This is a genomic window from Sphingomonas sp. IBVSS2, from assembly GCF_002127225.1.
Lineage (GTDB): Bacteria > Pseudomonadota > Alphaproteobacteria > Sphingomonadales > Sphingomonadaceae > Sphingomonas.
This window is the reverse complement of record NZ_NFUR01000001.1, coordinates 933,861-959,405: the sequence shown is the minus strand read 5'-3', so window position 1 is coordinate 959,405 and position 25,545 is coordinate 933,861. Positions and strand designations below refer to the sequence as shown.

At 68.2% G+C, this 25,545-nt stretch carries 25 protein-coding genes; 14 read left to right on the top strand and 11 right to left on the bottom strand.

Going from position 1 to position 25,545, the window contains the following annotated elements:
- Positions 1-12: 12 nt before the first annotated feature.
- The 3 genes from CAP40_RS04680 (at position 13) to CAP40_RS04670 (ending at position 2,841) form a co-directional block, all read left to right on the top strand.
- Positions 13-681, top strand: coding sequence for a response regulator transcription factor (locus CAP40_RS04680; protein WP_086128141.1), 669 nt, complete (start codon positions 13-15; stop codon positions 679-681).
- 112 nt (positions 682-793) lie between these two features.
- On the top strand, positions 794-2,131 hold the full coding sequence (locus tag CAP40_RS04675) for a HAMP domain-containing sensor histidine kinase (protein ID WP_256924041.1): 1,338 nt from the start codon (positions 794-796) through the stop codon (positions 2,129-2,131).
- A 221-nt stretch (positions 2,132-2,352) separates the two neighbouring features.
- Positions 2,353-2,841 carry a hypothetical protein gene (locus tag CAP40_RS04670; protein WP_144034222.1) on the top strand — a complete coding sequence of 163 codons (489 nt, stop codon included), beginning with the start codon at positions 2,353-2,355 and terminating at the stop codon, positions 2,839-2,841.
- Between the two features lie 78 nt (positions 2,842-2,919).
- Here the strand turns inward: CAP40_RS04670 and CAP40_RS04665 are convergent, their stop codons facing one another.
- Positions 2,920-3,909: an LLM class flavin-dependent oxidoreductase gene (locus CAP40_RS04665; RefSeq protein ID WP_086128139.1), complete on the bottom strand. Its 990-nt coding sequence runs from the start codon at positions 3,907-3,909 to the stop codon at positions 2,920-2,922.
- A gap of 148 nt (positions 3,910-4,057) precedes the next feature.
- On the opposite strand from CAP40_RS04665, the gene CAP40_RS04660 reads away from it, so the two are divergent.
- Positions 4,058-4,726 (top strand): pyrimidine 5'-nucleotidase, encoded by a 669-nt coding sequence (locus CAP40_RS04660; RefSeq protein ID WP_086128138.1) that lies wholly within the window; start codon positions 4,058-4,060, stop codon positions 4,724-4,726.
- Complete coding sequence (dapD, locus tag CAP40_RS04655) at positions 4,723-5,541, top strand: 2,3,4,5-tetrahydropyridine-2,6-dicarboxylate N-succinyltransferase (protein ID WP_086128137.1); 819 nt, start codon at positions 4,723-4,725, stop codon at positions 5,539-5,541. Before CAP40_RS04660 ends, dapD begins: the two co-directional genes overlap by 4 nt.
- Positions 5,542-5,544: 3 nt before the next feature.
- On the opposite strand, the gene CAP40_RS04650 is transcribed toward dapD, so the two are convergent.
- Positions 5,545-6,507: a hypothetical protein gene (locus CAP40_RS04650; RefSeq protein WP_086128136.1), complete on the bottom strand. Its 963-nt coding sequence runs from the start codon at positions 6,505-6,507 to the stop codon at positions 5,545-5,547.
- A gap of 125 nt (positions 6,508-6,632) precedes the next feature.
- Between CAP40_RS04650 and CAP40_RS04645 the strand changes: the two genes are divergently transcribed.
- A complete protein-coding gene (locus CAP40_RS04645; RefSeq protein ID WP_086128464.1) occupies positions 6,633-7,397 on the top strand; it encodes a tryptophan 2,3-dioxygenase in 765 nt (254 codons plus the stop codon).
- Complete coding sequence (locus CAP40_RS04640; protein ID WP_086128135.1) at positions 7,394-8,506, top strand: class V aminotransferase; 1,113 nt, start codon at positions 7,394-7,396, stop codon at positions 8,504-8,506. The genes CAP40_RS04645 and CAP40_RS04640 overlap by 4 nt, the downstream gene beginning before the upstream one ends.
- 50 nt (positions 8,507-8,556) lie before the next feature.
- Here the strand turns inward: CAP40_RS04640 and CAP40_RS04635 are convergent, their stop codons facing one another.
- Positions 8,557-8,856 carry a UrcA family protein gene (locus tag CAP40_RS04635; RefSeq protein WP_086128134.1) on the bottom strand — a complete coding sequence of 100 codons (300 nt, stop codon included), beginning with the start codon at positions 8,854-8,856 and terminating at the stop codon, positions 8,557-8,559.
- Positions 8,857-9,021: 165 nt separating this feature from the next.
- Here CAP40_RS04635 and CAP40_RS04630 point away from each other — a divergent pair, with 165 nt between their 5' ends.
- Positions 9,022-10,608 (top strand): winged helix-turn-helix domain-containing protein, encoded by a 1,587-nt coding sequence (locus CAP40_RS04630; RefSeq protein WP_086128133.1) that lies wholly within the window; start codon positions 9,022-9,024, stop codon positions 10,606-10,608.
- On the opposite strand, the gene CAP40_RS04625 is transcribed toward CAP40_RS04630, so the two are convergent.
- Positions 10,593-11,021 carry a CoA-binding protein gene (locus tag CAP40_RS04625; protein ID WP_086128132.1) on the bottom strand — a complete coding sequence of 143 codons (429 nt, stop codon included), beginning with the start codon at positions 11,019-11,021 and terminating at the stop codon, positions 10,593-10,595. The genes CAP40_RS04630 and CAP40_RS04625 overlap by 16 nt on opposite strands.
- Before the next feature lie 4 nt (positions 11,022-11,025).
- Positions 11,026-11,982, bottom strand: coding sequence for a P-loop NTPase (locus tag CAP40_RS04620; protein WP_086128131.1), 957 nt, complete (start codon positions 11,980-11,982; stop codon positions 11,026-11,028).
- Positions 11,983-12,052: 70 nt separating this feature from the next.
- Between CAP40_RS04620 and hflK the strand changes: the two genes are divergently transcribed.
- The 5 genes from hflK to CAP40_RS04595 all read left to right on the top strand — a co-directional run bounded on the left by hflK (position 12,053) and on the right by CAP40_RS04595 (position 17,911).
- A complete protein-coding gene (gene hflK, locus CAP40_RS04615) occupies positions 12,053-13,162 on the top strand; it encodes a protease modulator HflK (protein WP_256924016.1) in 1,110 nt (369 codons plus the stop codon).
- Positions 13,159-14,010, top strand: coding sequence for a protease modulator HflC (gene hflC / locus CAP40_RS04610; protein ID WP_086128130.1), 852 nt, complete (start codon positions 13,159-13,161; stop codon positions 14,008-14,010). Before hflK ends, hflC begins: the two co-directional genes overlap by 4 nt.
- 94 nt (positions 14,011-14,104) lie before the next feature.
- On the top strand, positions 14,105-15,604 hold the full coding sequence (locus CAP40_RS04605) for a Do family serine endopeptidase (protein ID WP_086128129.1): 1,500 nt from the start codon (positions 14,105-14,107) through the stop codon (positions 15,602-15,604).
- A 184-nt stretch (positions 15,605-15,788) separates the two neighbouring features.
- A complete protein-coding gene (locus tag CAP40_RS04600; RefSeq protein WP_086128128.1) occupies positions 15,789-16,061 on the top strand; it encodes a hypothetical protein in 273 nt (90 codons plus the stop codon).
- A gap of 182 nt (positions 16,062-16,243) precedes the next feature.
- A complete protein-coding gene (locus CAP40_RS04595; RefSeq protein ID WP_086128127.1) occupies positions 16,244-17,911 on the top strand; it encodes a helicase HerA-like domain-containing protein in 1,668 nt (555 codons plus the stop codon).
- Between the two features lie 36 nt (positions 17,912-17,947).
- On the opposite strand, the gene CAP40_RS04590 is transcribed toward CAP40_RS04595, so the two are convergent.
- From CAP40_RS04590 to CAP40_RS04570, 5 genes are all read right to left on the bottom strand, one after another.
- Positions 17,948-19,273 carry a hypothetical protein gene (locus tag CAP40_RS04590; RefSeq protein WP_086128126.1) on the bottom strand — a complete coding sequence of 442 codons (1,326 nt, stop codon included), beginning with the start codon at positions 19,271-19,273 and terminating at the stop codon, positions 17,948-17,950.
- Positions 19,274-19,380: 107 nt separating this feature from the next.
- Positions 19,381-20,439, bottom strand: a complete 1,059-nt coding sequence (locus CAP40_RS04585; RefSeq protein WP_086128125.1) for an AI-2E family transporter — start codon at positions 20,437-20,439, stop codon at positions 19,381-19,383.
- A 71-nt stretch (positions 20,440-20,510) separates the two neighbouring features.
- Positions 20,511-20,939: an SRPBCC domain-containing protein gene (locus CAP40_RS04580; RefSeq protein WP_086128124.1), complete on the bottom strand. Its 429-nt coding sequence runs from the start codon at positions 20,937-20,939 to the stop codon at positions 20,511-20,513.
- Positions 20,936-21,256, bottom strand: coding sequence for a helix-turn-helix transcriptional regulator (locus tag CAP40_RS04575; RefSeq protein ID WP_086128123.1), 321 nt, complete (start codon positions 21,254-21,256; stop codon positions 20,936-20,938). The genes CAP40_RS04580 and CAP40_RS04575 overlap by 4 nt, the downstream gene beginning before the upstream one ends.
- Before the next feature lie 53 nt (positions 21,257-21,309).
- Entirely contained in the window at positions 21,310-21,969 is a 660-nt protein-coding gene (locus tag CAP40_RS04570; RefSeq protein ID WP_086128122.1) for a hypothetical protein, read from the bottom strand.
- Between the two features lie 199 nt (positions 21,970-22,168).
- Here CAP40_RS04570 and CAP40_RS04565 point away from each other — a divergent pair, with 199 nt between their 5' ends.
- Positions 22,169-24,193, top strand: a complete 2,025-nt coding sequence (locus tag CAP40_RS04565) for an OPT family oligopeptide transporter (protein WP_086128121.1) — start codon at positions 22,169-22,171, stop codon at positions 24,191-24,193.
- 34 nt (positions 24,194-24,227) lie between these two features.
- Here the strand turns inward: CAP40_RS04565 and CAP40_RS04560 are convergent, their stop codons facing one another.
- Positions 24,228-25,514: a glycoside hydrolase family 130 protein gene (locus CAP40_RS04560; RefSeq protein WP_086128120.1), complete on the bottom strand. Its 1,287-nt coding sequence runs from the start codon at positions 25,512-25,514 to the stop codon at positions 24,228-24,230.
- Between the last annotated feature and the right edge of the window lie 31 nt (positions 25,515-25,545).

Here is a 25,545-nt window from a genome sequence, read left to right as displayed (position 1 = left end):
GAGGGGAATGACATGCGACTGCTGATCGTCGAGGATGAGCCGAACCTGGGGCAGCAGCTCCGCAACGCGCTGGAAGGCGCGGGCTATGCGGTGGATCTCGCCACCGATGGCGAGGAAGGCCTCTATCTCGGCTCCAACGAGCAATATGACGCGATCATCCTCGATCTCGGCCTGCCGGAGATCGACGGGCTGACGGTGCTCGACCGCTGGCGCAAGGAAGGCAAGACCACGCCGGTCCTGGTGCTCACCGCGCGCGACAGCTGGTCGGACAAGGTGGCGGGCCTCGATGCCGGCGCCGACGACTATGTCGCCAAGCCCTTCCAGACCGAGGAGCTGATCGCCCGGCTGCGCGCCCTGATCCGCCGCGCCTCGGGCAATGCCTCGGCCGAGCTGACCGCGGGCGACATCCGGCTCGACACGCGCTCGGGCAAGGTCACGCGCGGCGGCGAGCCGGTGAAGCTGACCGCCCAGGAATACAAGCTGCTCAGCTACCTGCTCCACCACAAGGGCAAGGTGGTGAGCCGCACCGAGCTGATCGAGCATATCTACGACCAGGATTTCGATCGCGATTCGAACACGATCGAAGTCTTCGTCACGCGCATCCGCAAGAAGCTGGGTGCCGATGTGATCACCACCATCCGCGGCCTGGGCTACAGCCTGGAAGAGCCGGCCGACGCCTGAGCGGATGGCACGGCTCGCCCAGACTCTAGGCGGGCTGCGCCGGCGCCTGTTCGGTCGGCCCCTCACCGAGCCGGAGCCCGTCGCGCCGGGCGAGGTGCCGCCGCGCCACTATATGCGCACCACCGGCTCGGTCAGCCGGCGCATGCTGCTGGTCGCGACTGCCTGGATCATGCTGCTGCTCGTCGGCGGCGGCATCGCGCTCGACCGGGTGCTGGTGACCACCGTCACCAAGAATTTCGACGACCAGCTCGACTATCTGCTCAAGGCGATGATCTTCTCCGCCGAGCTCGACCAGAATGGCGACGTGATGCTCAACCGCGAGCTCGCCGACCAGCGCTTCCTCGAATATAATTCCGGCGCCTATTGGCAGATCAGCGGCAAGGGCCACGAAGCCTTTCCGTCGCGCTCGCTCTGGGACCAGAAGCTCAAGGTCGACCAGCAGCACAGCGATACCAACGTCCATGTCTATGACAGCCGCCAGCTTCCCGGCCAGTTGCTGCGTGTCGCCGAACGCGACGCGGTGCTGCCGGGATCGAACGTGCGCTGGCGCTTCCAGGTGGCGCAGAGCCGCGAGACGCTGGACGGGCAGATCGCCCAGCTGCGCCGCACCCTGGTGCGCAGCTTCGTGCTGCTCGGGCTCGGCCTGATCATCATGGTGGCGCTGCAGACCTGGTACGGGCTGCTGCCGCTACGCCGGGTGCGCCAGGAGATCGCGCGGCTGCGCGCCGGCGAATCGACGCGCGTCGAGGGGGCGATGCCCGCCGAAGTCGCGCCGATGGTCGAGGAGCTCAACGCGCTGGTCGAGCATAACGACCGCCAGGCCGAGGAAGCCCGGCGCCATGCCGGCAACCTTGCCCATGCGCTGAAGACGCCGCTGAGCGTGATCATGAACGCGGCGGCTGCCGGCCAGCCCGATCTCGCCCAGGCAGTGATCCGCGAGGCGCGCACGATGCGCCGCCAGATCGACCACCATCTCGCCCGCGCCCGTGCCGTCGGCCGCCGAGGCTCGGCGCACAGCCGCGCCCAGGTCTGGCCGTCGATCGAGGCGGTCGAGCGCGCCGTCGCCCGGCTCTATCCCAATGTCCGTATCGACATCGACGGGCAGAAAGACCTGGTCGCCCATATCGAGCGGCAGGACCTGGACGACCTGCTCGGCAACCTGGTCGAGAATGCCGCCAAATATGGCGGCGGCAGCGTGTTCATCACCGCCGGGGTGCAGGCCGGGTTCGTCGAGATCCTCGTCGAGGACGACGGCCGCGGCATCCCCGAGGCCGATCGCATCCGCATCTTCGATCGCGGCGTGCGGCTGGACAGCGGCAAGCCCGGCACCGGCCTGGGCCTCGCCATCGTGCGCGACGTCGCGGAGATCTATGACGGCACCGTCAGCCTCGAGGAAAGCGAGGATCTGGGCGGCCTGCTCGTGCGCCTGCGCCTGCCCGCCGCCAGCTGAGGCGATTGCAACAAACTGAAATTCGGCTGCGACGAACCGGACGCAAAGCGTTCGCGAACTCGCGGATTGCCCTCTTTTGTCCGTCGGGTCACGTGGCGGCGCCGGTTTCTGGGGCCGGCGCCGCCCAATCGCGACCCGCTGCCACATAATCCTTTGTTTACAATATATTAGCTCTCATATGCTAAGCTCCCTCCGGGGATTGTAGACGCGAAGGACCAGCGATGACTTCCATTTCCTCGATGTCGCAGCGGATGGACGCGCGGATAGCGGCGGCGGCCTCGGCCGGCACGATCAGCGCCGATGATCGGGATGCGCTGCGCGGCGCGCTCGGCGCGATCGATACCAGCCTCGCTTCGGATCATCCCGAAGGCGGGGCGGGCGGCATGAAGGGCCGGATCGACGGACTGATCGACGCGCAGACGAAGAGCGGCGCGCTGACCGACGACCAGGCGGCCGAGCTCAGGCGCTTCTTCGCCCAGGGCCCGGATGGCGGCCCCGGCGATCCGCCGCCATCGCGCGACGATATCGCGGACGGCGCGGACGGCACCCCGATCAGCGAAGCTGCCGCGCGCCGGCTCGATGCGATGTCCGCCTTCCTCCAGAAATTGCGCGACGCCGCCGCTTCGGGCGCCACCACCTATGGCGGCAATGCCGGGACGCGAGGCAATGGCGATTCGCCAACCGGCTGGGTGATCGACCGGCGGGCATGAGGTTGGCACCCCGCGACCAGAGCCCCTCACTTCCAGGCGTCACCCCCGTGCGAAAGCGGGGGGTGACGCATATCGGGATCACAGCCCCCGCATCGCCTCGGCAGCGAGCGACAGGCTCTTCCTGCGGGCCTGATGATCGAACATCGCGCTGGTGAGCATCAGCTCGTCGGCGCCGGTGCGGGCAATGAAGTCGGCGAGCTGCATCCGCACCCTGTCCGGCCCGCCGATCGCGCTGGCCGACAGCACCTGGTCGAGCATCGCGTTGCCATGCCCGCCCAGGCTCTCGCGATAGCCCTGCACCGGCGGCGGCAGCTGGATGCCCTTGCCGGTGGTGCGGATCGCGACAAAGGCCTGTTGCTGCGAACTGGCCAGATATTCCGCCTCCGCATCGGTATCGGCGGCGAACACGTTGAAGCCCAGCATCAGATGCGGTTTCTCCAGCGCGGCGGAGGGGCGAAAGTTGCGGCGATACGCATCGATCGCCTCGTCGAGCAGCCCGGGCGCGAAATGCGAGGCAAAGGCATAGGGCAGCCCCAGCATCGCCGCGAGCTGCGCTCCGAACAGGCTGGAGCCGAGGATCCAGATATCGACCTTCGCTCCCGCGCCGGGCGTGGCGCGGATGCCGGTGCGGCCGTCATCGGCGAAATAGCTCTGCAGCTCGGCTACGTCGCGCGGGAACTCGTTGCCGTCGCTGCCCAGGCCCCGGCGGATCGCGGCGGAGACGCGCTGGTCCGATCCCGGCGCGCGGCCGAGGCCGAGATCGACTCGGCCGGGGAAGAGCGCATCCAGCGTGCCGAACTGCTCCGCCACCTGCAGCGGCGCATGATTGGGCAGCATGATCCCGCCCGCGCCGATCCGAATCGTCGACGTCGCCTGGCCGACATGCGCGATCACCACTGCGGTGGCGGCGCTGGCGATGCCGTCCATCCCGTGATGCTCGGCCACCCAGTAGCGGGTGAAGCCGAGCCCTTCGACATGGGCGGCGAGATCGGCGGCATTGGCAAGAGCCTGGGCGGCGTTCCCGCCCTGGACGATGGGAACGAGGTCGAGCAGGGAATAGGCGGTCATGGAAGGGCAGATGGGGAGGCCTCTCCGCGTCCGCCATAAAGTTTTCGTCGTCGGGGCCGAAGCAATCATCCGTCGCCCCGGCCCATATCCGCCGCCCCCGCGAGAGAAGCCTTGATAGCCCGGCCCGCTCGGCCTAACCGCCCCGGACATGGACCCCGCCCTGTCGCACATCCGCAACTGGATCTTCGATCTGGACAATACGCTCTACCCGGTGAGCGCCAACCTGTTCGCGATGATCGACGCGCGGATCGGCCAATATGTCCAGAACCTCCTCGGGCTCGACGCGGCCGAGGCGCACAAGGTGCAGAAGGGCTATTTCCACGCGCACGGCACCACGCTGGCCGGGCTGATGGCCGAGCACGGCACCGACCCGCACCATTATCTGGCGGACGTGCACGACGTCGACATGAGCGTGCTCGAAGTGAACGAGGTGCTGGTCGCCGCGCTCGCCCGCCTGCCCGGCCGCAAGCTGGTCTTCACCAATGGCGACGCGCCCTATGCGACGCGGGTGCTCGACCGGCTCGGCCTCGGCGCCACCTTCGAGGCGATCCACGACGTCCATGCGACCGGCTATCGCCCTAAGCCGGACCCGCTGGCCTATCGGGGCCTGTGCGATGCCTATGGCCTGGACCCGGCGCACAGCCTGTTCGTCGAGGACATGGCGCGCAACCTGAAGCCCGCCAAGGCGATCGGCATGACCACGGTGTGGATCGACAACGGCTCCGAACAGGCGCCCGACACGGAGCGCGGCTTCATCGACTATACCGTCAATGATCTCGGAGCCTGGCTCCACAGCATCCTGGAGACTTCCGAATGACCGACCTGCAGACGACCATCGACGCCGCCTGGGAAGACCGCGCCAATCTGGGCTTCGGCACCGAGGGCGCGGTGCGCGAGGCGGTGGCCGAGGCGCTGAGCCTGCTCGACCGCGGCGAGGCGCGCGTCGCCGAGCCGGTCCCGGGCGGCTGGCAGGTCAACCAATGGCTGAAAAAGGCGGTGCTGCTCAGCTTCCGCCTCAACGACAACCAGGTGATCCAGGGCCTGGGCGGCGCCAACTGGTTCGACAAGGTGCCGTCGAAGTTCGCCAATTGGGGCGAGGACGCGTTCCGCCAGGCCGGTTTCCGCGCCGTGCCGGGCTCCGTCGTCCGCCACGGCGCGCATATCGCCAAGGGCGCGGTGCTGATGCCGAGCTTCGTCAATATCGGCGCCCATGTCGGCGAGGGCACGATGGTCGACACCTGGGCGACCGTGGGCAGCTGCGCGCAGATCGGCCGGAACGTCCATCTGTCGGGCGGCGTCGGCATCGGCGGCGTGCTCGAGCCGCTCCAGGCCGATCCGGTGATCATCGGCGACGGCGCCTTTATCGGCGCGCGCGCCGAAGTGGCCGAGGGCGTGCGCGTGGGCGAGGGCGCGGTGCTCTCCATGGGCGTCTATCTCGGCGCCTCGACCAAGATCATCGACCGCGCCACCGGCGAGGTCCATCGCGGCCATGTGCCGCCCTATTCGGTGGTGGTGCCGGGCACGGTCCCGGGCGAGGCGGGCAAGCCCGGCCTCTATTGCGCGGTGATCGTCAAGACGGTGGACGCGCAGACCCGCTCGAAGACCGGGATCAACGAGCTGCTGCGCGACTGATCCTCACTGGGTGCCGATCACGGTCGCCGCCGTGCGCAGCGTATAGGCAGGGCTGGCGGCAGCCGAATTGGCGGCGAGCGTGAGCACGAACGCCGTCTCCTTGCCCTGGGGGCCGTAGAAGCGTCCGCTGAACTGGCCGGTGACGCCGGTCATGTCCGCGCTCGACCAGCTGGTGCCGTAATAGGCGCCGGTCAGCGGATCGATCGCGGCCGTGCCGGTCACCGTGCCGAGATCGACATCGGGGCCAGAGGCGGGCGTGCCGATGAAATGGATCGTCGCGGTCACCGTGCCGGCCAGCAGGTCGGCCTGGAGCGCCACGATGCTCCTGCCGAGCGGAAAGGGGCTGGTCGCGCCGCCCGCGATCGTCCGATAGCCGCTGCCGCCATAGACCGCCTGATAGGTCACGAGCGACGTCGCCGGCACATCGCTCACTTCGGTCGGCACGCCGATGATGCAGTTATAGGTGGTCGACGCGCCGCTCGCATTGGTGATCACCTGCGCCGTCCGCATATATTCGAACGGCCCGATGCCGACGATGCCGACCGTCTGATAGCGCAGCCGGTCGACGAAGCTGCCCATGCCGGGCTTGGCCCAGGCCTGGAAGCCGGGCGGCAGGCTGGTGTCGACGTTCGCCGGGCCGAAGGAGAGGCCCAGCCCGTCGCCGGTCACCGCCCAGACCTGGGTCGCGTCGGTATAGGCGAAGGCGAGGCCCTGGTCGGGCAACGTCGCCGCGCCATAGCCGGGCGGCATGGTGTTGTTGATCTGCTTCGCGCAGCTCGAGGCGAAGCTGCGATCCCCGGTCAGGTCGGCGAATTTGGGATAGGTCGGCGTGGCCAGGGTGGACACGAGCCGGAACCCGCCCGGCGCCGCGGCCGAGGGACGCACCATTACCGTGCCATCACGATCGTCCGCCCAGCAGGCGGAAAGCAGCAATGCGCCGGCCAGCGCGGCTCCGAAGCGAATCATGAAAGTCCCCTTTCGCGCCGCGGATCGGCTGCAGGCGCAGGGCTATGGAGCGCTCCCGCCCCGCTCAATCGCAAATGCCACGAAAACGGATGCAGGGGCCACCGCCAGGCGATATGCCGGAGGGCATGACCGAAAGCATGACCTATGGGCGCTATCTCGCCCTCGACCAGCTGCTCGCGGCCCAGCATCCGCTGTCGGACCGGCATGACGAGCTGCTCTTCATCATCATCCACCAGACGAAGGAACTCTGGCTCAAGCAGATGATCGCCGAACTGCGCGCGGCGCTCGACCTGGTCCGCGCCGACAAGCCGGTGGAAGCCTATAAGTCGCTCGCCCGGGTCAGCCGCATCCAGGCGGTGATGACGCTCAGCTGGGACGTGCTCGCGACGATGACGCCCACCGACTATACGCGCTTCCGCGAAGTGCTGGGCACCAGTTCCGGCTTCCAGTCGGACCAGTTCCGCGCGGTCGAGACGATGCTGGGCCTGCGCGGCGGCGGCGTGCCGGGGCCGCTCACCACGCAAGTCGCGGCGCTGCCCAGCCTGTGGGACGAAGCGAATGCCGCCCTCGCCCGCGCGGGCTTCGCCGTGCCGGCCGAGGTGCTGGCGCGCGACTGGCGCAAACCCTATGCGCCGAGCAAGGCGGTCGAGGATGCCTGGGCCGAGGTCTATCGCGACACCACGCGCTGGTGGGAGCTGTACCAGCTCGCCGAGAAGCTGGTCGATATCGACGATGCGCTCGCCACCTGGCGGCACAAGCACGTCATCACCGTGAGCCGGGTGATCGGCATGAAGCCCGGCACCGGCGGCACGCCCGGCGTGCCCTATCTCGAATCGACGCTGGCCAAGCGCGCCTTCCCCGAACTCTGGACGCTGCGGACCCAGCTGTGACCGGCTACAAGCACCTGTTCCAGCGCGCGCTGGCGGCGGCGCCCGAGCGGCTGCACTTCGCGGCGCATTCGCACCATCTGTGGCCCGATGCCTCCTATGTCGGCCAGCTCGCCGCCTGGGAGGACGGCGTGCGCCTCGCCGACCGCAAATGGGAGCGGGTGATGGGCGAGATCTGGCCCGCGGCCCAGGCGCATGTCGCGGCCGAACTCGGGCTGCCCGATCCGGGCACCCTGGTGTTCGCCCCGAACACCCACACGCTGCTGCTCGCCATCGCCTCGGCGCTGCCGCACCGGCCGCTGCGCATCCTCGCCAGCGACGGCGAATTCCACAGTTTCCGCCGCCAGGCCGCGCGCTGGGAGGAAGCAGGCACGGCGATCGTCGAGCGTGCGCCGCTGGACCGGATCGTCGAGCGGGCGAAGGCGGGCGGGCACGACCTGATCTTCGTCAGCCAGGTCCAGTTCGGCACCGGCCATGTGCTGGAGGACATCGCCGCGCTCGCCGCGCTCGCCCGGCCCGACGGACCCTGGGTGGTGATCGACGGCTATCACGGCTTCATGGCGCTGGAGACCGACCTGTCGGCGGTGGCCGACAAGGCCTTCTACCTGGCCGGCGGCTATAAATATGCGATGGCGGGGGAAGGCTGCGCGTTCCTCCACGCCCCGCCCGGCTTCGGCCCGCGGCCGGAAGTCACCGGCTGGTATGCCGAGTTCGAGGACCTGTCGCTGCCGCCGGGCAGCATCGGCTACGCGCCCGACGGCCGCCGCTTCCTGGGCGCGACCTTCGATCCCTCGGGCATCTACCGCTTCGTCGCGGTGCGCGACATGCTGCGCCAGGAAGGGCTGACCACGGCGGCGATCGCGGCGCATGTCGACGGCCTGCGCGCACAACTGCTCCCCGGCCTGCCGATCGCGGCGGAGCTGCTCAATCCGGGCAGCCCCGCGCGCTTCCTGGCGCTCCGCTCGCCGAACGCCCAGCGCTGGAAGGCCGAGCTGGAAGCCGAGGAGGTGATCACCGATGTGCGCGGCGACGTGCTGCGCATCGGCTTCGGCCTCTATCAGGACGCACGCGACGTGGCGCGGCTGATCGAGGCGCTTTCCGAACTCCGCTAGAAAAAGCGGCCGGGCGGGCAATGCGCGGCCCTGCCCGGCCGTGAGGGAAATCAGCGGCGCGCGATCCGCGCGGCGCCCCAGCGGGCGGCCAGCTGGCGGCCGACATCGCGCTCGACCGTGGCGCGGCAGCGCCGGATCCGGCCCACCTCGTCCTGGTCGGCGCCCGCATAGGAACCGCAGACCTGCTCGGTCGCGGCGGCGAGGCGGCGGTTGAGCGCGGCGCGCCCGGCGGCGCTGTTCAGGTCGAGATCGGCATGGCGAACGGTGGCGCTCCGGTCCGGCCGGCCCTCGGCCAGGGCGGGAACCGCGATCAGCGTGGCGGCGGCGAGGGCGGCGATGAAGCTGGACATGTCTGGCTCCCTTCCATGGGAATTTCCGGCATCGTGCCGGCACCTCGATCTGATCGCCCGGAAACCGCCCGGCGGAGAGGATGACGAGCCGATGAAGAGCTGATGAAATGCCGATGATTCGCCGATAGGGTGGCGCGCGAAGCGAATTACGGAGATGGGAGGGCCGTGGAGGGCCGCATCGATCTGGCACATGAAACAGGGTTCCGGCTGGGCAGGCTCGAAGTGCGCCCGGCGTTGCGCCAGCTCGCGCGTGACGACGGCGCCGAGGAAGTGCTCGAGCCGCGGGTGATGCAGGTGCTCGTCGCGCTCGCCAGGGCGGATGGCGCGATCCTGAGCCGCGACGACCTGACTCGCTCGTGCTGGGAGGGGCGCGTCGTCGGCGAGGATGCGATCAACCGCGTGATCTCGCGCCTGCGCCGCGCCGCCGAGGGGATCGGCCAGCGCAGCTTCCGGATCGAAACGGTCACCAAGGTGGGCTACCGGCTGGTCCGCGCCGGCGACGCCGCCGATCCGCCCCTGTCGCGCGACGCCGCGCTGGAGGGGATGCGCATCGAGCTGCGCCGCCTGAAGCTCGATCGGCGCGCGATGTTCACCGGCGTGGGCCTGGCTCTGGCCGGGAGCGGCGGGTTCCTCGCCTGGCGCCGCTTCGGCACGACGCCCTCCGTGCCCGGGCAGCAAAAGCCCCCCGAGGACATTGCGCCGCTGATGATCCAGGCGCAGATGGCGATGACCCAGGGCACGGTGGAGGGCAGCAACCAGGCGATCGGCCTGCTGCGCCGCGTGGTGCTGCTGCGGCCCGACTATGCCGATGGCTGGGGCCTGCTCGCCCTGTCCTATTCGGCGGCGGCGGTCGGCTGGCCGCAACGGTTCGAAGCGGACATGCGCACCCGTGCCGCCGAGGCGCGCCGCCGCGCGCTGGCGCTCGATCCCCGCAATGCCTATGCCCTGGCCGCGGAAGGGCTGGGCAAGCCGGTGCTCGGCAACTGGCTCGCCGCCGAGCGCGGGCTGCGCACCAGCCTCGCCCAGCATCCCGGCAACGAGATGCTGACCAGCGCGCTGGCCGGCATGATGCTGGGCGTGGGCCGCTGCGCGGAGGCCGCCAACCTGCTCGACGGGATCTGGAAGCGCATGCCGCCCAATCCGGGCCTGGCCTATACGCATGTCCAGACCCTGTGGGCCACGGGCCGGCTCGACGAGGCCGACAAGGCGATGGACGACGCGGTCGCGCTGTTCCCCACCCATTTCGCGGTGTGGTTCACGCGCTTCTACGTGTTGATGTACACCGGTCGCGCGCGCGAGGCGATCGCGCTGGGCGAGAATCGCGAGACGCGCCCGACCGGGATCCCCGACTGGAATTTCGAGCAGGTGCTGACGGTGGCGCGTGCGATGCTCAGCCGGGCACCCCGCGATATCGACGCCGCCGTCGCCGTGGCGCTCGAAGGCGCGCATCGCGGCGCGGGCTTTGCCGAAAACGGCATGCAGTTCCTGTCCGCGCTCGGCCGGCCGGACGAGGCCTTTGCCGTCGCCGACGCCTATTTCTTCGCCCGCGGCTTCGATCCGGGCGAGCTGCGCTTCTCCACCGAGCAGGGCACCTATACGCGGCGCAGCGCCCGGCGCACCCACATGCTGTTCCTGCCCTCGACAGCGGCGATGCGCGCCGATCCGCGCTTCCTGCGCCTTGCCGGGGAGATCGGGCTGGTCCGCTACTGGAAGGACGCGGGCGTGCGGCCCGACTATCAGGCGACGGGCTGAATCCCCAGCCGGGGGATCTCGATCGCCGGGCAGCGATCCATCACCACCTTGAGCCCCGCCGCCTCGGCGCGGGCGGCGGCTTCGGCATTGATCACGCCCAATTGCATCCACACCGCCTTGGCGCCGGCAGCGATCGCCTCGTCCACCGCCTCGCCGGCGGCCTGGGGCCGACGGAAGATGTCGACCAGGTCGATCGGCTCGCCGATCTGGGAGAGCGCGCGGAACACGAACTCGCCGTGCACATGCTCGCCGGTGATCTGCGGATTGACCGGGATCACGCGATAGCCCTGGCGCTGGAGGAAGGCCATCACGCCATAGCTCGGCCGATCGGGTCGGTCGGATGCGCCGATCATCGCGATGGTGCGCACGCCTTCCAGCATCGCCCTGATGTCCTCGTCCCGCGTCAGCGGCATCGCCTCATCCTTTCAGCCAGTCGTCCACCCGCCCCGCCAATCCGGCAAACAGCTGGGCCGCGGGTCCGTTCCCCGCGGCCGGCGGCTCGCCCGCGTCGGAAGCGGCGCGGATCGCCATTTCGAGCGGCACGCGGCCGAGGAACGGAATGCCGAGCTTCGTCGCCGCCGCCTCGGCGCCGCCCGCGCCGAACGGATCGGAGACCTCGCCGCAATGCGGGCAGGCATAGCCCGACATGTTCTCGATCAGGCCGATCACCGGCACGCCCGCCTTGTTGAACAGGTCGATCGCCCGGGTCGCGTCGATCAGCGCCAGGTCCTGCGGCGTGGAGACGATCACCGCACCGGCCGGCTTGTGCTTCTGGATCATCGTGAGCTGCACGTCGCCCGTGCCCGGCGGCAGATCGAGCACCAGCAGCTCGGCGTCGCCCCAGTCGGCATCGACCAGCTGGCCGAGCGCGCCGCCCGCCATCGGCCCGCGCCAGGCGATCGCCTGCCCCTCGGCCACCAGCCCGCCCATCGACAGCATCGGCACGCCGAAGCGGGTCTCGACCGGCAGCAACACTTTCTCACGCGCCTGGGGCCGCACGCCCTCCACGCCCAGCAGCCTCGGCTGCGAGGGGCCGTAGATATCGGCATCGACCAGCCCGACCCGGCGCCCGCGCGCGTGCAACGCGATGGCGAGATTGGCCGCGACGGTGGACTTGCCCACCCCGCCCTTGCCGCTCGCCACCGCGATCAGCCGCCGGGTGCGGCGCTCGCTCGTCATCAGCACGCGCACCGCGTCGACCCCCGGCAGGGCGGCGGCGGCGGCACGGACATCGGCTTCGAGCTCCGCGCGCGCGGCTTCGCCGAGCCCGGTCACGTCGAGCACGATGCTGGCGCGGGTCCCGTCGAGACGGGCAGTGGCGCGGCCGGCGGAGACGGGTTCGAGCGCGGCCGCAAGGGCTTCATTGTCGGTCATCGCGTGCCAGATAGGCGCACAATCGCCGCGCGCCACTGTAAATCCGCGCGCACGCCCCTATAAAGGCGCAATGGCAAACCTGATGAGCTGGCTGGGCAAGGCCGGCATTCTGCAGAACGAAGCCCCCAAGAGCCCCTGGGGCTCCGGCGGCGGCAGTGGAAATGGCGGTGGCTCGGGCGACGGCAAGGGCGGCTCGGGCGGCGGTCCGCGCAATCCCTGGTCCTTCCCCCCCGAAGGGCGGCGCCCCCGTTCCGGCGGCGGCAATGGCGGCGGCGGAGGCGGCGGCCTGTTCGAAGAGCTGTTCCGCCGCGCCCGCGGCGGCGGCTTTCCCGGGGCACCGGGCGGCGCCCGGCTCTGGACCCTGGTGATCGTCGGCCTGTTGCTGATCTGGGTGATCTTCACCAGTTTCCACACGATCGGCCCGCGCGAGCGCGGCGTGGTCACCACGCTCGGCCGCTACACCGGCACGCTCGATTCGGGCGTGAAGTTCACGCTGCCGGCGCCGATCCAGATGGTCGACGTCGTCGATGTCGGCAGCGTACGCACCGAGAAATTCCCCGAGAGCGGCGCGAACCTGATGCTCACCGGCGACCAGAACATCGTCGACCTCGCCTATTCGGTGAACTGGTACATCACCGACGCCGCCGACTATTCCTTCCAGATCAAGGATCCGAAGGAGACGGTGAAGGATACCGCCGAGAGCGCGATGCGCGCGGTGATCGCCACCACCACGCTCACCGAGGCGATCGGCGAGGGCCAGGGACGCATCTCGTCCGACGTGCAGGCGGCGATGCAGAAGATCCTCGACGAATATCATGCCGGCATCCGCGTCCAGAGCGTCGCGCTCACCAAGGCGGCGGCACCCGAGCAGGTGGACGACGCCTTCAAGGCGGTCCAGGCCGCGCAGCAGGGCGCCCAGGGCGCGCGCAACAACGCCAATGGCTATGCCCAGCAGGTGATCGCCGTCGCGCAGGGCGAGGCCGCCGAGTTCGACAAGATCTACGAGCAGTACAAGACGGCGCCCCAGGTCACGCGCCGCCGCCTCTATTACGAGACGATGGAGCAGGTGCTCGCGCGCACCAACAAGACGATCGTCGAAGCGCCCGGCGTCACCCCCTATCTGCCGCTGCCGGGAATCCGCCCCGATGCCGGCAAGGCCCAGCAGGGAGACCAGAAATGACCTGGCTGCGCAGCCCCATCGGCATCGCCGTCGCCCTCATCGTCGCCGTGATCGTGGTGATGAGCACCGTCGCGATCGTGCCCGAGACCAAGCAGGCGGTGATCCTGCGGCTCGAGCAGCCCCAGCGCGTGGTCAATGCCTGGCGCTCGGGCGAGACGTTCGGCCGCACCAATGCCGGGCCGATCTTCCGCATTCCGTTCGTCGACCGGATCGTCTGGGTCGACAAGCGCGTGCTCTCGGTCGACCTGCCCAACGAGCCGGTGCTCTCCACCGACCAGCTGCGGCTCCAGATCGACGCCTATGCCCGCTTCCGCGTCACCGACCCGCTCAAGATGGTCGTCTCCATCGGCACCGAGGAGCGCGCGCGCGACCAGCTCCAGCCGCTGTTCCGCTCGGCGCTGCGCAACGAGCTCGGCAAGCGGCCCTCGGCGGTGCTGCTCAGCCCGGAGCGCGGCCAGGTGATGGACAATATCCAGGGCGCGCTCCAGCAGCTCGCCGCGCAATATGGCGTCTCGATCGTCGACGTGCGGATCAAGCAGACCGAGCTGCCCTCGGGATCGCCGCTCGACAGCGCGTTCGAGCGGATGAAGACGGCGCGCTTCCAGGAAGCCAAGACGATCGAGGCCCAGGGCATGAAGGACGCGCAGATCATCCGCGCCAACGCCGATGCCCAGGCCGCGCAGATTTATGCCCAGGCCTTCAACAAGGATCCGGAATTCTACGATTTCTGGCGCGCGATGCGCTCGTATCGGACGACGTTCCTGAATACCGATCCGGCCAAGGGCGATACGTCGATCATCCTGTCGCCGAATAATTCCTATCTGAAGGAATTCATGGGGCAACGATGAGCCTTTCGATCCGTTCATATTCAATCGCCGTTCAGCATTTCGGCGCAAATATTCCGTTCGAACGCTTTTCCTTCGTCTGAGAGGACCGACTCACGTGCGTTACGCTTACGCTCTCACTACCGCCATTCTGCTGAGCGGCGCCGCCGCGACGATGACGCTCAACCAGCCGGCCGGTGCGCAGACTGCGCAGAACGAGCCCGGCGCGATCCAGGCGGCCGCGCCCAAGGCCGGCGCGCCGATGAGCTTCGCCGATATGGTCGCCAAGCTGCAGCCGGCGGTCGTCAACATCTCGACCGCCCAGCGCGTGACGACGAACGCCAATCCGTTCGCCGGCACGCCGTTCGAGGCGTTCGGCGGCGGCAACCAGCCGGTCACCCGCCAGGCCGAATCGCTCGGCTCGGGCTTCATCATCTCGGCCGACGGCTATGTCGTGACCAACAACCACGTCATCTCGGCGGGTGCCAAGGGCGCGACGGTCGAATCGATCACGGTCACCCTGCCCGACAAGCGCGAGTTCAAGGCCAAGCTGGTCGGCCATGATGCGGCGTCCGACCTGGCCGTCCTCAAGATCGAGGGCAGCAACCTGCCCTTCGTCCGCTTCGGCGACTCGACCAATGCTCGGGTGGGCGACTGGATAGTCGCGATCGGCAACCCCTTTGGGGTGGGCAGCTCGGTGACCGCCGGCATCATCTCGGCGACGCATCGGGTCACCGGCGCCGGTGCCTATAGCCGCTTCATCCAGACCGACGCGTCGATCAACCGCGGCAATTCGGGCGGACCGATGTTCGACCTGAACGGCAATGTGATCGGCATCAACTCGCAGATCCTGTCGCCCACGGGTGCCAATGTCGGCATCGGCTTCGCGATCGCGGCCGAAGATGCCAAGCCGGTTATCGATACGCTGATGAAGGGCGGCACCCCGCAGCGCGGCTATCTTGGCATCGGCATGCAGGAACTCGACGCAGATGCTGCGGACGCCCTCGGCATCTCCAAGAATCTCGGTACCATCGTCACGCGCGTCGAGCCCGGCCAGGCGGCGGAGAAGGCCGGCATCAAGCAGGGCGACGTGATCGTCCGCGTTGGCGGCAAGGACGTGACTCCCGACCAGACCTTGTCGTATCTCGTCGCCAATACCCCTCCCGGCACCCGCTTGCCATTGGAGCTGCTTCGCGACGGCAAGCGCCAGACGCTGACGCTCACCGTCGGCACCCGTCCGCCGGAGGAGCAGCTCGCTCAGTTCGATCCCGAGGATGATAGCGTGGGCCCGGCGCCGAACAACGGTGACGGAGCGACCAGCGCCTCGGGGCTGGGCGTGGCAGTCACTCCGCTCACCCCGCAGATTGCGCGCAGCGTCGGCGTGGACGCCGCGCAGGGTGGCGTGGTCGTCCTGGGCGTCGATGCGAGCAGCGACGCAGCCGGCAAAGGCTTGCAGCGGGGCGATGTTATCGTCTCGGTCAATCGCACGCCGGTTGCCAGTGCTGCCGATATCGCACGGGTCGTCGGTCAGGCGAAATCCGGAGGGCGCAGCGCAGTTCTGCTCTACGTTCAGCGCCGGGCGCTTGGACGCTTCGTGTCTGTCAAGATCGGCAGCTGAGCATAGCGCCATCATCGGCAGGACAATGTTGGCGCGCATACATTCTCGTTCACTCTATTATGGTTCTTTTTGTCGACGCCGATCCCAAGCTATAAATTGACGGCAGACGGGACCTTCACTGACTATTCACGCCCGGATCGCAGAAACTGCGCTCCGGGCGTGTTTGTTTGACTTGGAGGTGAGTATGGGAAAGCTTCTTGGTGCCGTGGCCGTTTTCGGGTTGCTGGCGCTGCCCTCTGTTGCGTCGGCCAAAGATGTGAATCAGATCATCATCGATCAATTCGGTGCCAACGATTGGGACCGCGATGGCGGTTTGAATTTCTCGGAGTTCATGAATTGGACTCATGGGAATGGTGGAAATTTGATGGGAGGTGCGGCGGTGTTCCAGCGTTCCGACACGAACGGGGACGGCGTTGTGACCGCCCAGGAATATCTCGACAACCTCGAGACCGTCTAGGAAGCACCCCCGACATCGCGCCAGGCGGTTGCCGGATACCGCGCAACTCGCGGCTTCGCGCAAGCCTTATCCGTCTCGCCAGGTCGAAACGGTTGCCGCCCTTGGTGATGCCAGGCCTCTCACCGGGCTGACGAATGCCCGTTTCTCCTCTATCCCGGGATTCCCAAGCTAGGAGTCGACGGATGGCGGGAGAGACGGGCATCTTCATTGGCGCGGGCGCCGGCGGCGCGAAGCCGCAATCGCTGGTTCTCAGGCGCGCCAACCGGCACGGGCTGATCGCGGGCGCGACCGGCACCGGCAAGACGGTGACGATCCAGGGCATCATCGAGGGCCTGTCGAACGCCGGCGTTCCCTGTTTCGTGGCGGACGTGAAGGGCGACCTGTCCGGCCTCGCCATGGCCGGCTCGCCCACCGCCAAGACGCACGAGATCTTCAAGGCGCGCGCCGCCGAGATCGGCCTGGCCGACTGGGCCTATGCCGATACGCCGGTGCAGTTCTGGGACCTGTACGGCGAGCAGGGCCATCCGATCCGCACCACCATTTCCGAGATGGGCCCGCTGCTGCTCGCCCGGCTGATGGACCTCAACGAAGTGCAGGAAGGCGTGCTCACCATCGCCTTCACCGTCGCCGACAAGGACGGGCTGCTGCTGCTCGACCTGGACGACCTCCAGGCCATGCTCGCCCACTGCGCCGAGCGGGCGGACGAGCTCACCGCCACCTATGGCAATGTCTCGAAGCAATCGGTCGGCGCGATCCAGCGCTCCCTGCTCCAGCTGCGCAGCCAGGGCGGTGCCAATTTCTTCGGCGAGCCGGCGCTCGCGATCCAGGATTTCCTGGGCACCGACGACAAGGGCCGCGGCCTGGTCAACGTCCTTGCCGCCGACAAGCTGATGGCCAGCCCCAAGCTCTATGCCACCTTTCTGCTCTGGCTGCTCTCCGCCCTGTTCGAATCGCTTCCCGAGGTCGGCGATCCCGACAAGCCCAAGCTCGCTTTCTTCTTCGACGAGGCGCATCTGCTGTTCGACGATGCGCCCAAGGCGCTGCTCGACAAGATCGAGCAGGTCGTCCGCCTGATCCGCTCCAAGGGCGTCGGCGTCTATTTCATCACCCAGAACCCGATCGACGTGCCCGACACGATCGCAGGCCAGCTGGGCAACCGCGTCCAGCACGCGCTGCGCGCCTTCACCCCGCGCGACCAGCAGGCGGTGAAGGCGGCGGCCACCACTTTCCGCGCCAATCCCGGGGTCGACGTCACCACCGCGATCACCGAGCTCAAGGTGGGCGAGGCGCTGGTCTCGCTGCTGCAGGAGGACGGTGCGCCGAGCCCGGTCGAGCGCACGCTGATCCGCCCGCCCGCCTCGCGCGTCGGCCCGGTCACGCCGGAGGAGCGCAAGGTGCTGATCCAGACCGACGCGATCGGCACCCGCTACGATATCGTGGTCAACCGCGAATCCGCCGAGGAGCTGCTCGCCGCCAAATCGGCCGAGGCCGCGGCGGCCGCCGCCGAGGCCCAGGCCAAGGACGCGGCGGAGAAGGCCGCCGCCGCCCAGGCCAAGGAAGATGCGCGCGTCGCCAAGGAAACCGAGCGCCAGCGCCTCGCCGATCAGCGCGATGCCGATCGCCAGGCCCGGCTCGACGCCCAGGCCCAGCGCCAGGCCGAGCGCGAGGCGGCGAACAACCCCTGGAACCGCGCGATCAACTCGGCCACGCGCTCCGCGTCCTCGGCGGCGGGCCGGGCAGTGGCGAACGAAGTCTCCAAGGCGATCTTCGGCGGCTCGCGCGGCGCGGGCGGCGGGATCGTCGGCGGGCTGGTGCGCGGCGTGCTCGGCGGGCTGTTCAAGGGGCGGTGACGAAAGCCCCCCGCAAACATGCGGGGGGCGTGGCTATCAGGCCTTGAGGATGCCCATGCCCGCAATGGCGTGCAGGTCGTCGATCAACGCCTTTACCCGCTCGGCGAGGCCGGCAAGCGTAACCGTTCCCGTATCGAAAGCCGTACGGTCGGCAGCGCCCGTCGGCACGCTCCAGCCCGGCCGCGGCGATGCGAGCACCTGCTCGCCCGCGATCCGCAGGACACGGTTCTTCAGGATCTCGACATTGCCGGCATTGTCGACGGACAGCTTGTCCTCCAGTCCGATACCGGTCGTTCGCGTTGCCACCGTCCAGCGCGAACCTGTCGTGCTGGGCGTGCCGTCGATATCCGTCCGCAACTCGCTGGGAATGAGGTTGATACCGACATATTGGCGCAGCGCTACGCTGTCGCGACCCGCAAGCTGGTTGAGGTCTTCAGGCCAGTACCAGGGAACAGTGTCAAAATTGCCGGTCTCGCCTATGCTCGAATTATGGCCGTGCAGCTGGTTCGAGGCATTGCCGCTACCATCGGCCCAGCCAGGCGAAAGCGTCACGGCGCGGCTGACGAACAACCGGTTCTGGGCGGCATGCTCGTGGATCTTGCCGTCGCCTGCAGCATTGCCCTCAGTATAGGACTTCCGGACAAAGTTGTTGCGGGCATAGCTGCCGAGCACGCCGCCATAGTCGGCATTGCCCTGGCTGACCAAGTGGCCGAGATCATTGTCGATCGTGTTGCCGAGTTTCCAGCCGTCCCCGTTGTCGCGCAGGTCGGCCGAATCAAGCGTGCCGGCATTGCAGTTTGGAAGGCCCAACGGATAATTTTCCTCGGGCGGGTTCGGCACGTTGATGTGATCGACGAGCAGGCCCGCCGCGCCCGCGCCATAGCTATGCAGGCGCCCGATCCACCACAGATTGGCATTGATGGTGGGAGGGCCGCTTTCATGCGCGCCGATGAACAGATTGTTGCCCCCGGCATTGGTGACGCAGATGCGCGGGGCCTGCCAGCGCGAGCCCGTCACCTGGACATTGTCGCCCGTTCGTCCGGCGACGCTGTCGTACTGCACGCCATCGGTGCCGGACTCCGGGCCGCTGAACAGGAAGCCCAGACCATCGAAATCCTTGATGAAACATGCGTTCGATCGCAGCGATCGATCGCTGACCAGCGTATCCGCACCAACGAACAGCACGCGCGCGGGAACCGTGATCGTGGCGGTGTGGCGATATCTCCCGTCGACGCAGATCGGCCGGCCGCTCACCAGACTGTCAGCGATCGCCGCCTCAATGGCGGCAGTGCTGTCGGCAACCCCGGTGGGATCGGCGCCGTCGAAGGCGCTGAGTGCGATAGTAGCACAGCAATTGGTCATTCCCGGTCCTTCCACAATCGGATCCGGTATCGGCCAGATCCATCATGTAGGAACATAAAGGGAACAATTTCCTACATTGCAAGCAAGCCCCACGCGCCGCCCCGGCGCTAGGCTTCCGCCCCGCTGTTCGCCAGAAACTCCCGCCACAGCATCACCAGCACCGCCATCACCGCGGGGCCGATGAACAGGCCGAGCAGGCCGAGCGTCTCGACGCCGCCCAATATGCCGATCAGCACCCAGAGGAACGGCAGCTGCGTCGCGCCGCCGATCATCGCCGGGCGGATGAAGTGATCGGCCACGAAGATGATCGCGGTTCCGATCGCCACCACAGCGATCGCGCCGCCCACCGAGCCCTGGAGCAGCAGGAGCAAGGCCGCGACCGCGAACATCGCCGGCGCGCCGAACGGAATCATCGCGGCGATCGCCGTGGCGCCACCGAGCAGCAGCGGATGCGGCACCCCGGCGACCAGATAGACGATCGCCATCAGCGCGCCCACGCCCAGCCCCACCAGCACCAGCCCGTCGATCGTGCCGCGCACCGAGCGGATCGCCTGCGCTCCCACGCGCTCGCCAGTGGGGCCGAAGAACCTGAGCACCGCGCGCCGGCCCTGGGCCAGCAGCGCATCGCGATCACGCAGCACGAAGAACAAGGTCAACAGCGTGAACCCGAACACCACTGCGCGATGGGCGACATTGGCCCCGATCATGCGCGAATGGATCAGCCACTCGCCGCCGCGGATCGCGCGGAGCTGCTGCGTGGCATCCTCGGGCCGGGCGAGGTGCGTCTGCCACCAGTCGCGCACCGCTTCGCCCCCGATGGGCAGGCGCGCCACCCAGTCGGGCACCGGCACGCCCTGCGCCTGGGCCTGGGCGATCCAGCTCGAAATGTCGTGCGCCTCGCGCAGCGCCTGGGCGATGCCGAAGGCGAGCGGCACCAGCACCATCAGCGCCGCCAGCGCGGTGATGATGAGCGGAATGACGATGCGGTGCGTGCCCTTCATCCAGGCGCGCAGCTTCAGATGCAGCGGATCGACCGCGATGGTGAGCACCACCGCCCAGAGCAGGGCCGGCACGAAGCCGTGCGCGATCCAGAGGCCGATGAGGAGCAGCGCCCCCACCAGCGCCAGCCGTGCGGCGCGCTGCGCCGTTTCGGTTCGCGTGTTCATGGGCGGAGCCTAGCAGGACGCGCGCGCGCCTCAACTCCCTCCTGGCTTCCCCCCTTCCAGAGAGGGGAAGCTCAATCCAGCCCCGCCGCCACGCCTTCCAGCCGATCGAGGAACATGCCCCAGCCATAGCGCGCGCCGCCATAATTGGCGGCATTGGTGAAACCGGCCTGCTCCATGCGCAGCCGCGTGCCGCCCGCCACCGGCTCGATCGTCAGCGTCACCACCGATTCGAAGCGCGGCATCGCCTCCCCCTCGCCGCCGGTGTCCCAGCTATAGCTGAGCCGCCGTCCCGGCTCGATCTCGCGCACCGCACAGTCGATCCGTCCGCTCCAGCCAGGGGCACCGGGGCTCTGCAGCGTGAAGCGATGGCCGTCCTCCAGCACGAAATCATTGGGCAGCAACCACTCCGCGATCAGGTGCGGCTGGGTGAGCGCGCGCCACAATTTATCCGGCGGGTGCGGAAATTCGCGCTCCATCACCAGCGTGCGCGCCTCGGTCATTGGTCCATCCTCTTCAGCAGATCGTCGAGCCGGTCGAAGCTGCCGGCCCATAGCGTCTCGTGCAGCCGCATCCAGTCGAGCAGCGGCGCCAGCCCCTTGGGATCGGCCCGGTAATGCGTCTCGCGGCCCTGCGGCCGGTCGAGCACCAGCCCCGCGCCCTTCAATATCGCAAGATGCTTGGAGACCGCGGGCTGCGAGATCCCCGCCCCGTCGGTCAACGCGCGCACGGTCAACTCGGAACGCGCAAGCCGCTCGAACAGCGCGCGGCGCGTGGGATCGCCCAGCGCGCGGAACAGCTCATTTGCGGCGGGGGACATGGCGCGCCTCTATCGACAACCAGCGACAATCAACAACCATCTGGTTATCGGAGTCAACCGCGCTGCTTGCCCCGGCCCTTCAGCAGCGCCTTGCGCAACGCGCGCATATCGGCCTCCACCCGCGGTGCCCGCAAGTCGCGGCGCTGCTGCTGCAGCGGATGCGGCGGCACCAGGCAGCGTGCGACATTCAGCGCGCGATAGTCGCTGTCCGGGATTTGCTCGATCCAAGGCTTATCCTCGAGCCAGGCATGGAGCGCCAGCACGATGCAATATTGCGGCTCGGCAGAGACGCGGGAATCCAGCTCTTCGAAGAACGGGTCATACTGCGGATATTCCCGCTTCCAGCTGCGGAAGCGGAGCGGGTGTTTGCGCGCAAAGGCACGGAAATCCGCGAAGATCGCCGCCGATCCAGGCAGGCCGACCCGGTCGAGCCCCTCGGCAATCAGGTCCCAGCGCGCATTGTCGATGCCGAGATTGCCAAGAAAGCCCGAGACATGCCCGCCATTATAGACCTCGGCCTCGTAAGCGAGCGTGTGGCTGGCGATCAGCGCCTCGCGCGGCAGCTCGCCGGGGACATATTCAGCGGAAAGTGCCTGCATCACGAAAGCCTGCACGGCGCCCGGCAGGCCGCCATAAGGCGGATCGCCCATCGCCTCGCTGACGATGACCTTGTCGATCGACGCCGAAGGCTTGAGCACTCGCGACTTCCACATGCTTGCATGTCTATCGCCGACGACGCTGGCGGCGAAGTGCAAAAAACACTGTCCTATCGGGCGCGCAGATGCCACGCTCCGCCGATGACCAACGCATTTCTTGCCAATCCGGCCGCCCCGTGCGTCTTGCAGCGGGGAGAGACCCCCGCATGCGATGATGTCGCGACCTTTGCGACTTTCCGCGCGGAGATCTGACCCGATGACCACCCAATCGCCTCGCCCGATGGCCGAGCTTACGCTGCGCGGCATCGTCCTCGGTGCGCTGATCACCATCCTGTTCACCGCCGCCAACGTCTATGCCGGCCTCAAGGTCGGCCTCACCTTCGCCACGTCGATCCCCGCCGCCGTCGTCTCGATGGCCATCCTGAAGGCGTTCAAGAGCGGCACGATCCTCGAGAACAACATCGTCCAGACGATCGCGTCCGCCGCGGGCACCCTTGCGGCGATCGTGTTCGTGCTGCCCGGCCTGATCATGGTCGGCTGGTGGTCGGGCTTCCCCTATTGGACCACGGTGGCGGTATGCATTACCGGCGGCGTGCTCGGCGTGATGTTCTCGGTGCCGCTGCGCCGCGCGCTCGTGACGGGCACCGACCTGCCCTATCCCGAGGGCGTCGCCGCCGCCGAGGTGCTCAAGGTCGGCTCGGCCTCGGGGGCCGGCGACCGCGAGAATGCAGCGGGCCTGCGCACGCTGATTGCCGGCACGATCTTCTCCGGGCTGTTCGCGCTGCTCGCCAAGATGAAGCTGGTGGCCGAGGAGGCCGGCAAGAATTTCGCGGTGGGCGGCACCGCCACCGGCTGGTCGACCAGCTGGTCGATGCTGCTGATCGGCGTCGGCCATCTCGTCGGCATCTCGGTCGGCGCGGCGATGTTCTTCGGCATGCTGATCTCCTGGACGGTGCTGGTGCCGTACTTCGCCCATGGCGGCGATCTGGGCGCGGTCGATGCGCTGGTGAGTTCCACGTTCCGCGGCCAGGTCCGCTTCATCGGCGCCGGCACGATCGGCGTCGCGGCGATCTGGTCGCTGCTCAAGATCATCGGGCCGATCGTGGCCGGCCTGCGCTCCGCCCTCGCCGCCTCGCGCGCACGCCAGGGCGGCCAGGTGCTCGACATCACCGAGCGCGACATGCCGATCGGCGTGGTGGCGCTGATTACGCTCGCCACGCTCCTCCCCATCGCCTGGCTGCTCTGGACCTTTTCGGCCGGCGGCCCGGTCCATGACCATCCGTTCGCGGTGATCGGCGGCTCGCTCGCCTATGTCCTGGTCGTCGGCGTGCTGATCGCGGCGATCTGCGGCTATATGGCCGGACTGATCGGCGCGTCGAACTCGCCGGTCTCGGGCGTCGGCATTCTCGCCGTGCTCGGCGCCTCGCTGCTGCTGGTCGCGGTCTTCGGGAACGAGGCCGATCCGGCGCGCACCAACGCGCTGATCGCCTATGCGCTGTTCACCACCGCGATCATCTTCTCGATCGCGACCATCTCGAACGACAACCTCCAGGATCTCAAGACCGGCCAGCTCGTCGGGGCGACGCCGTGGAAGCAGCAGCTCGCGCTGATCCTGGGCGTGGTGTTCGGCAGCCTGGCGATCCCGCTGGTCCTCGACCTGCTCAAGAACACGCTCGGCTTTGTCGGCATGCCCGGCGCCGGGCCCAATGCGCTGTCGGCGCCCCAGGCCGCGCTGATCTCCTCGATCGCCAAGGGCGTGCTGGGCGGCGATATCGACTGGAACCTGATCGGGCTGGGCGCGCTGATCGGCGTCGGCGTGATCATACTCGACGAAGTGCTGGGCAAGGCCGGCAGGATGCGCCTGCCGCCGCTGGCCGTCGGCATGGGCATCTATCTGCCGATGGGGCTCACCTTGCTGATCCCGGTCGGCGCGGTGATCGGGCATTTCTACGATCGCTGGGCCAAGCGCCAGGCCAATCCCGAGTTCGCCGAGCGGATGGGCGTGCTCGCCGCAACCGGCCTGATCGTGGGCGAGAGCCTGTTCGGCGTCGCATTCGCCGGCATCCTCGCCTGGGCGAACCGCAACGCGCCGATCCCGCCCAACGACGCGCCGCTGGCGGTGATGGGCGAGAGCTTCGAGAGCGTGGCGACGTGGATCGCGCCCTTGCTGTTCTTCGGGCTGATCGCCATCGCCTATGCGATGACGCGGGGGCTGGTGCGCGGCACGCCCGCCGACGCGGACCCGGAGGCATCGGCCGAGGGCGAGGCGAACTATCGGTGATGGGGAATGGCGGCAGGGATCGCCCCGCCGCCATTCACTTCATCTGCTCCAGGATCGAACGGATCGGCACGAAGGCGAAGGCGACCGAGCTGTCCGCCACGCCGTAGGGGATGAACAACTTGTCGCCATGCCTAATGGCGCCGCAGGTGTAGACGACGTTGGGCACATATCCCTCGCGGTCCTGATCCGCCGCGGCGAGCAGCGGCTCGCTCGATCGGGCGAGGACCTTGGACGGATCGTTCTTGTCCAGCAGCGCCGCGCCGATCGAATATTTGCGCATCGCGCCGACGCCGTGGGTGAGGATCAGCCAGCCCTGGTCGAGCTCGATCGGCGGGCCGCAATTGCCCATCTGGACGAGTTCCCAGGGGAATTTCGGCTTGATCAGCAGCTCGCCGCCGTCCCAGTTGGTGATGTCGTCCGAGGCGTGGAGGAAGATGTTCTCGCCGTCCTGCCGGCCGAGCATCATGTAGCGGCCGTTCACCGTGCGCGGGAACAGCGCCATGCCCTTATTGCGGCTCGCGCTGCCCGACATCGGCACCAGGTCGAAGCTACGCCAGTCGCGCGTGCGCAGCAATTCGGACTGGATCACCGACCCGTTATAGGCGGTATAGGTGCCGATCCACTCCTCCTGCCCGTCCTCATGGCGGAAATGGGTGATGCGCAGGTCTTCGAGGCCGTTGGACTGGGCCTTGGTGATCGGGAAGATCACCGTGCCCGAAAGCGTGGAATCGCGGTGGCGATAGACCGTCACCGGCCCTTCGGGGATATGCCTTTCGTCCTCCTCGCGGGCATCGGCGGCGGTGGCGAAGGGCGGTTCCGGCGCGAGGGCCAGGTCGTTCCGGTCGGTGATGATGCCTTCGCGAAAGGCAACCGAGGATATGTGCCCCTCGCCCACGGCGCGCAGGCTCATCAGGATGCGCAGGCTGCCCGGCGGCATGCCGGTCTGGTCGTAATGCGGCACGGCGCTGGGATTCATCAGCGCGGCGGCGGCATAGCTGTATTCGTGGCAGAAATAGGCGCCGATCAGCTGGCGCTTCTCGTCGCCGATCTGGCTGCCGTCGAGCCCGAGCATCGCCTCGATCTCGTCATAGCGCGTCATGAACACCCGGCGCGTCTGCCAGTGGCGAGCCTCGAAGTCCTTGAGCACGATCTCAAGCTGGCTGCGTGCCTCGCCGGGCGACATCGCCAGCACTTCGCTCACCAGCCGCTCGGTGCGGCTCGGCGCCGATCCGTTCGAGGCCCAGGCAATGTGGAAGGGCCGCACCACAACGCGCGAAGGATCCGCACGCAGGCGCAGCGCATGATTGAAAAGTTCGAGCATTCGGCTCCCAGCCATTGTCCCCGCACCGATG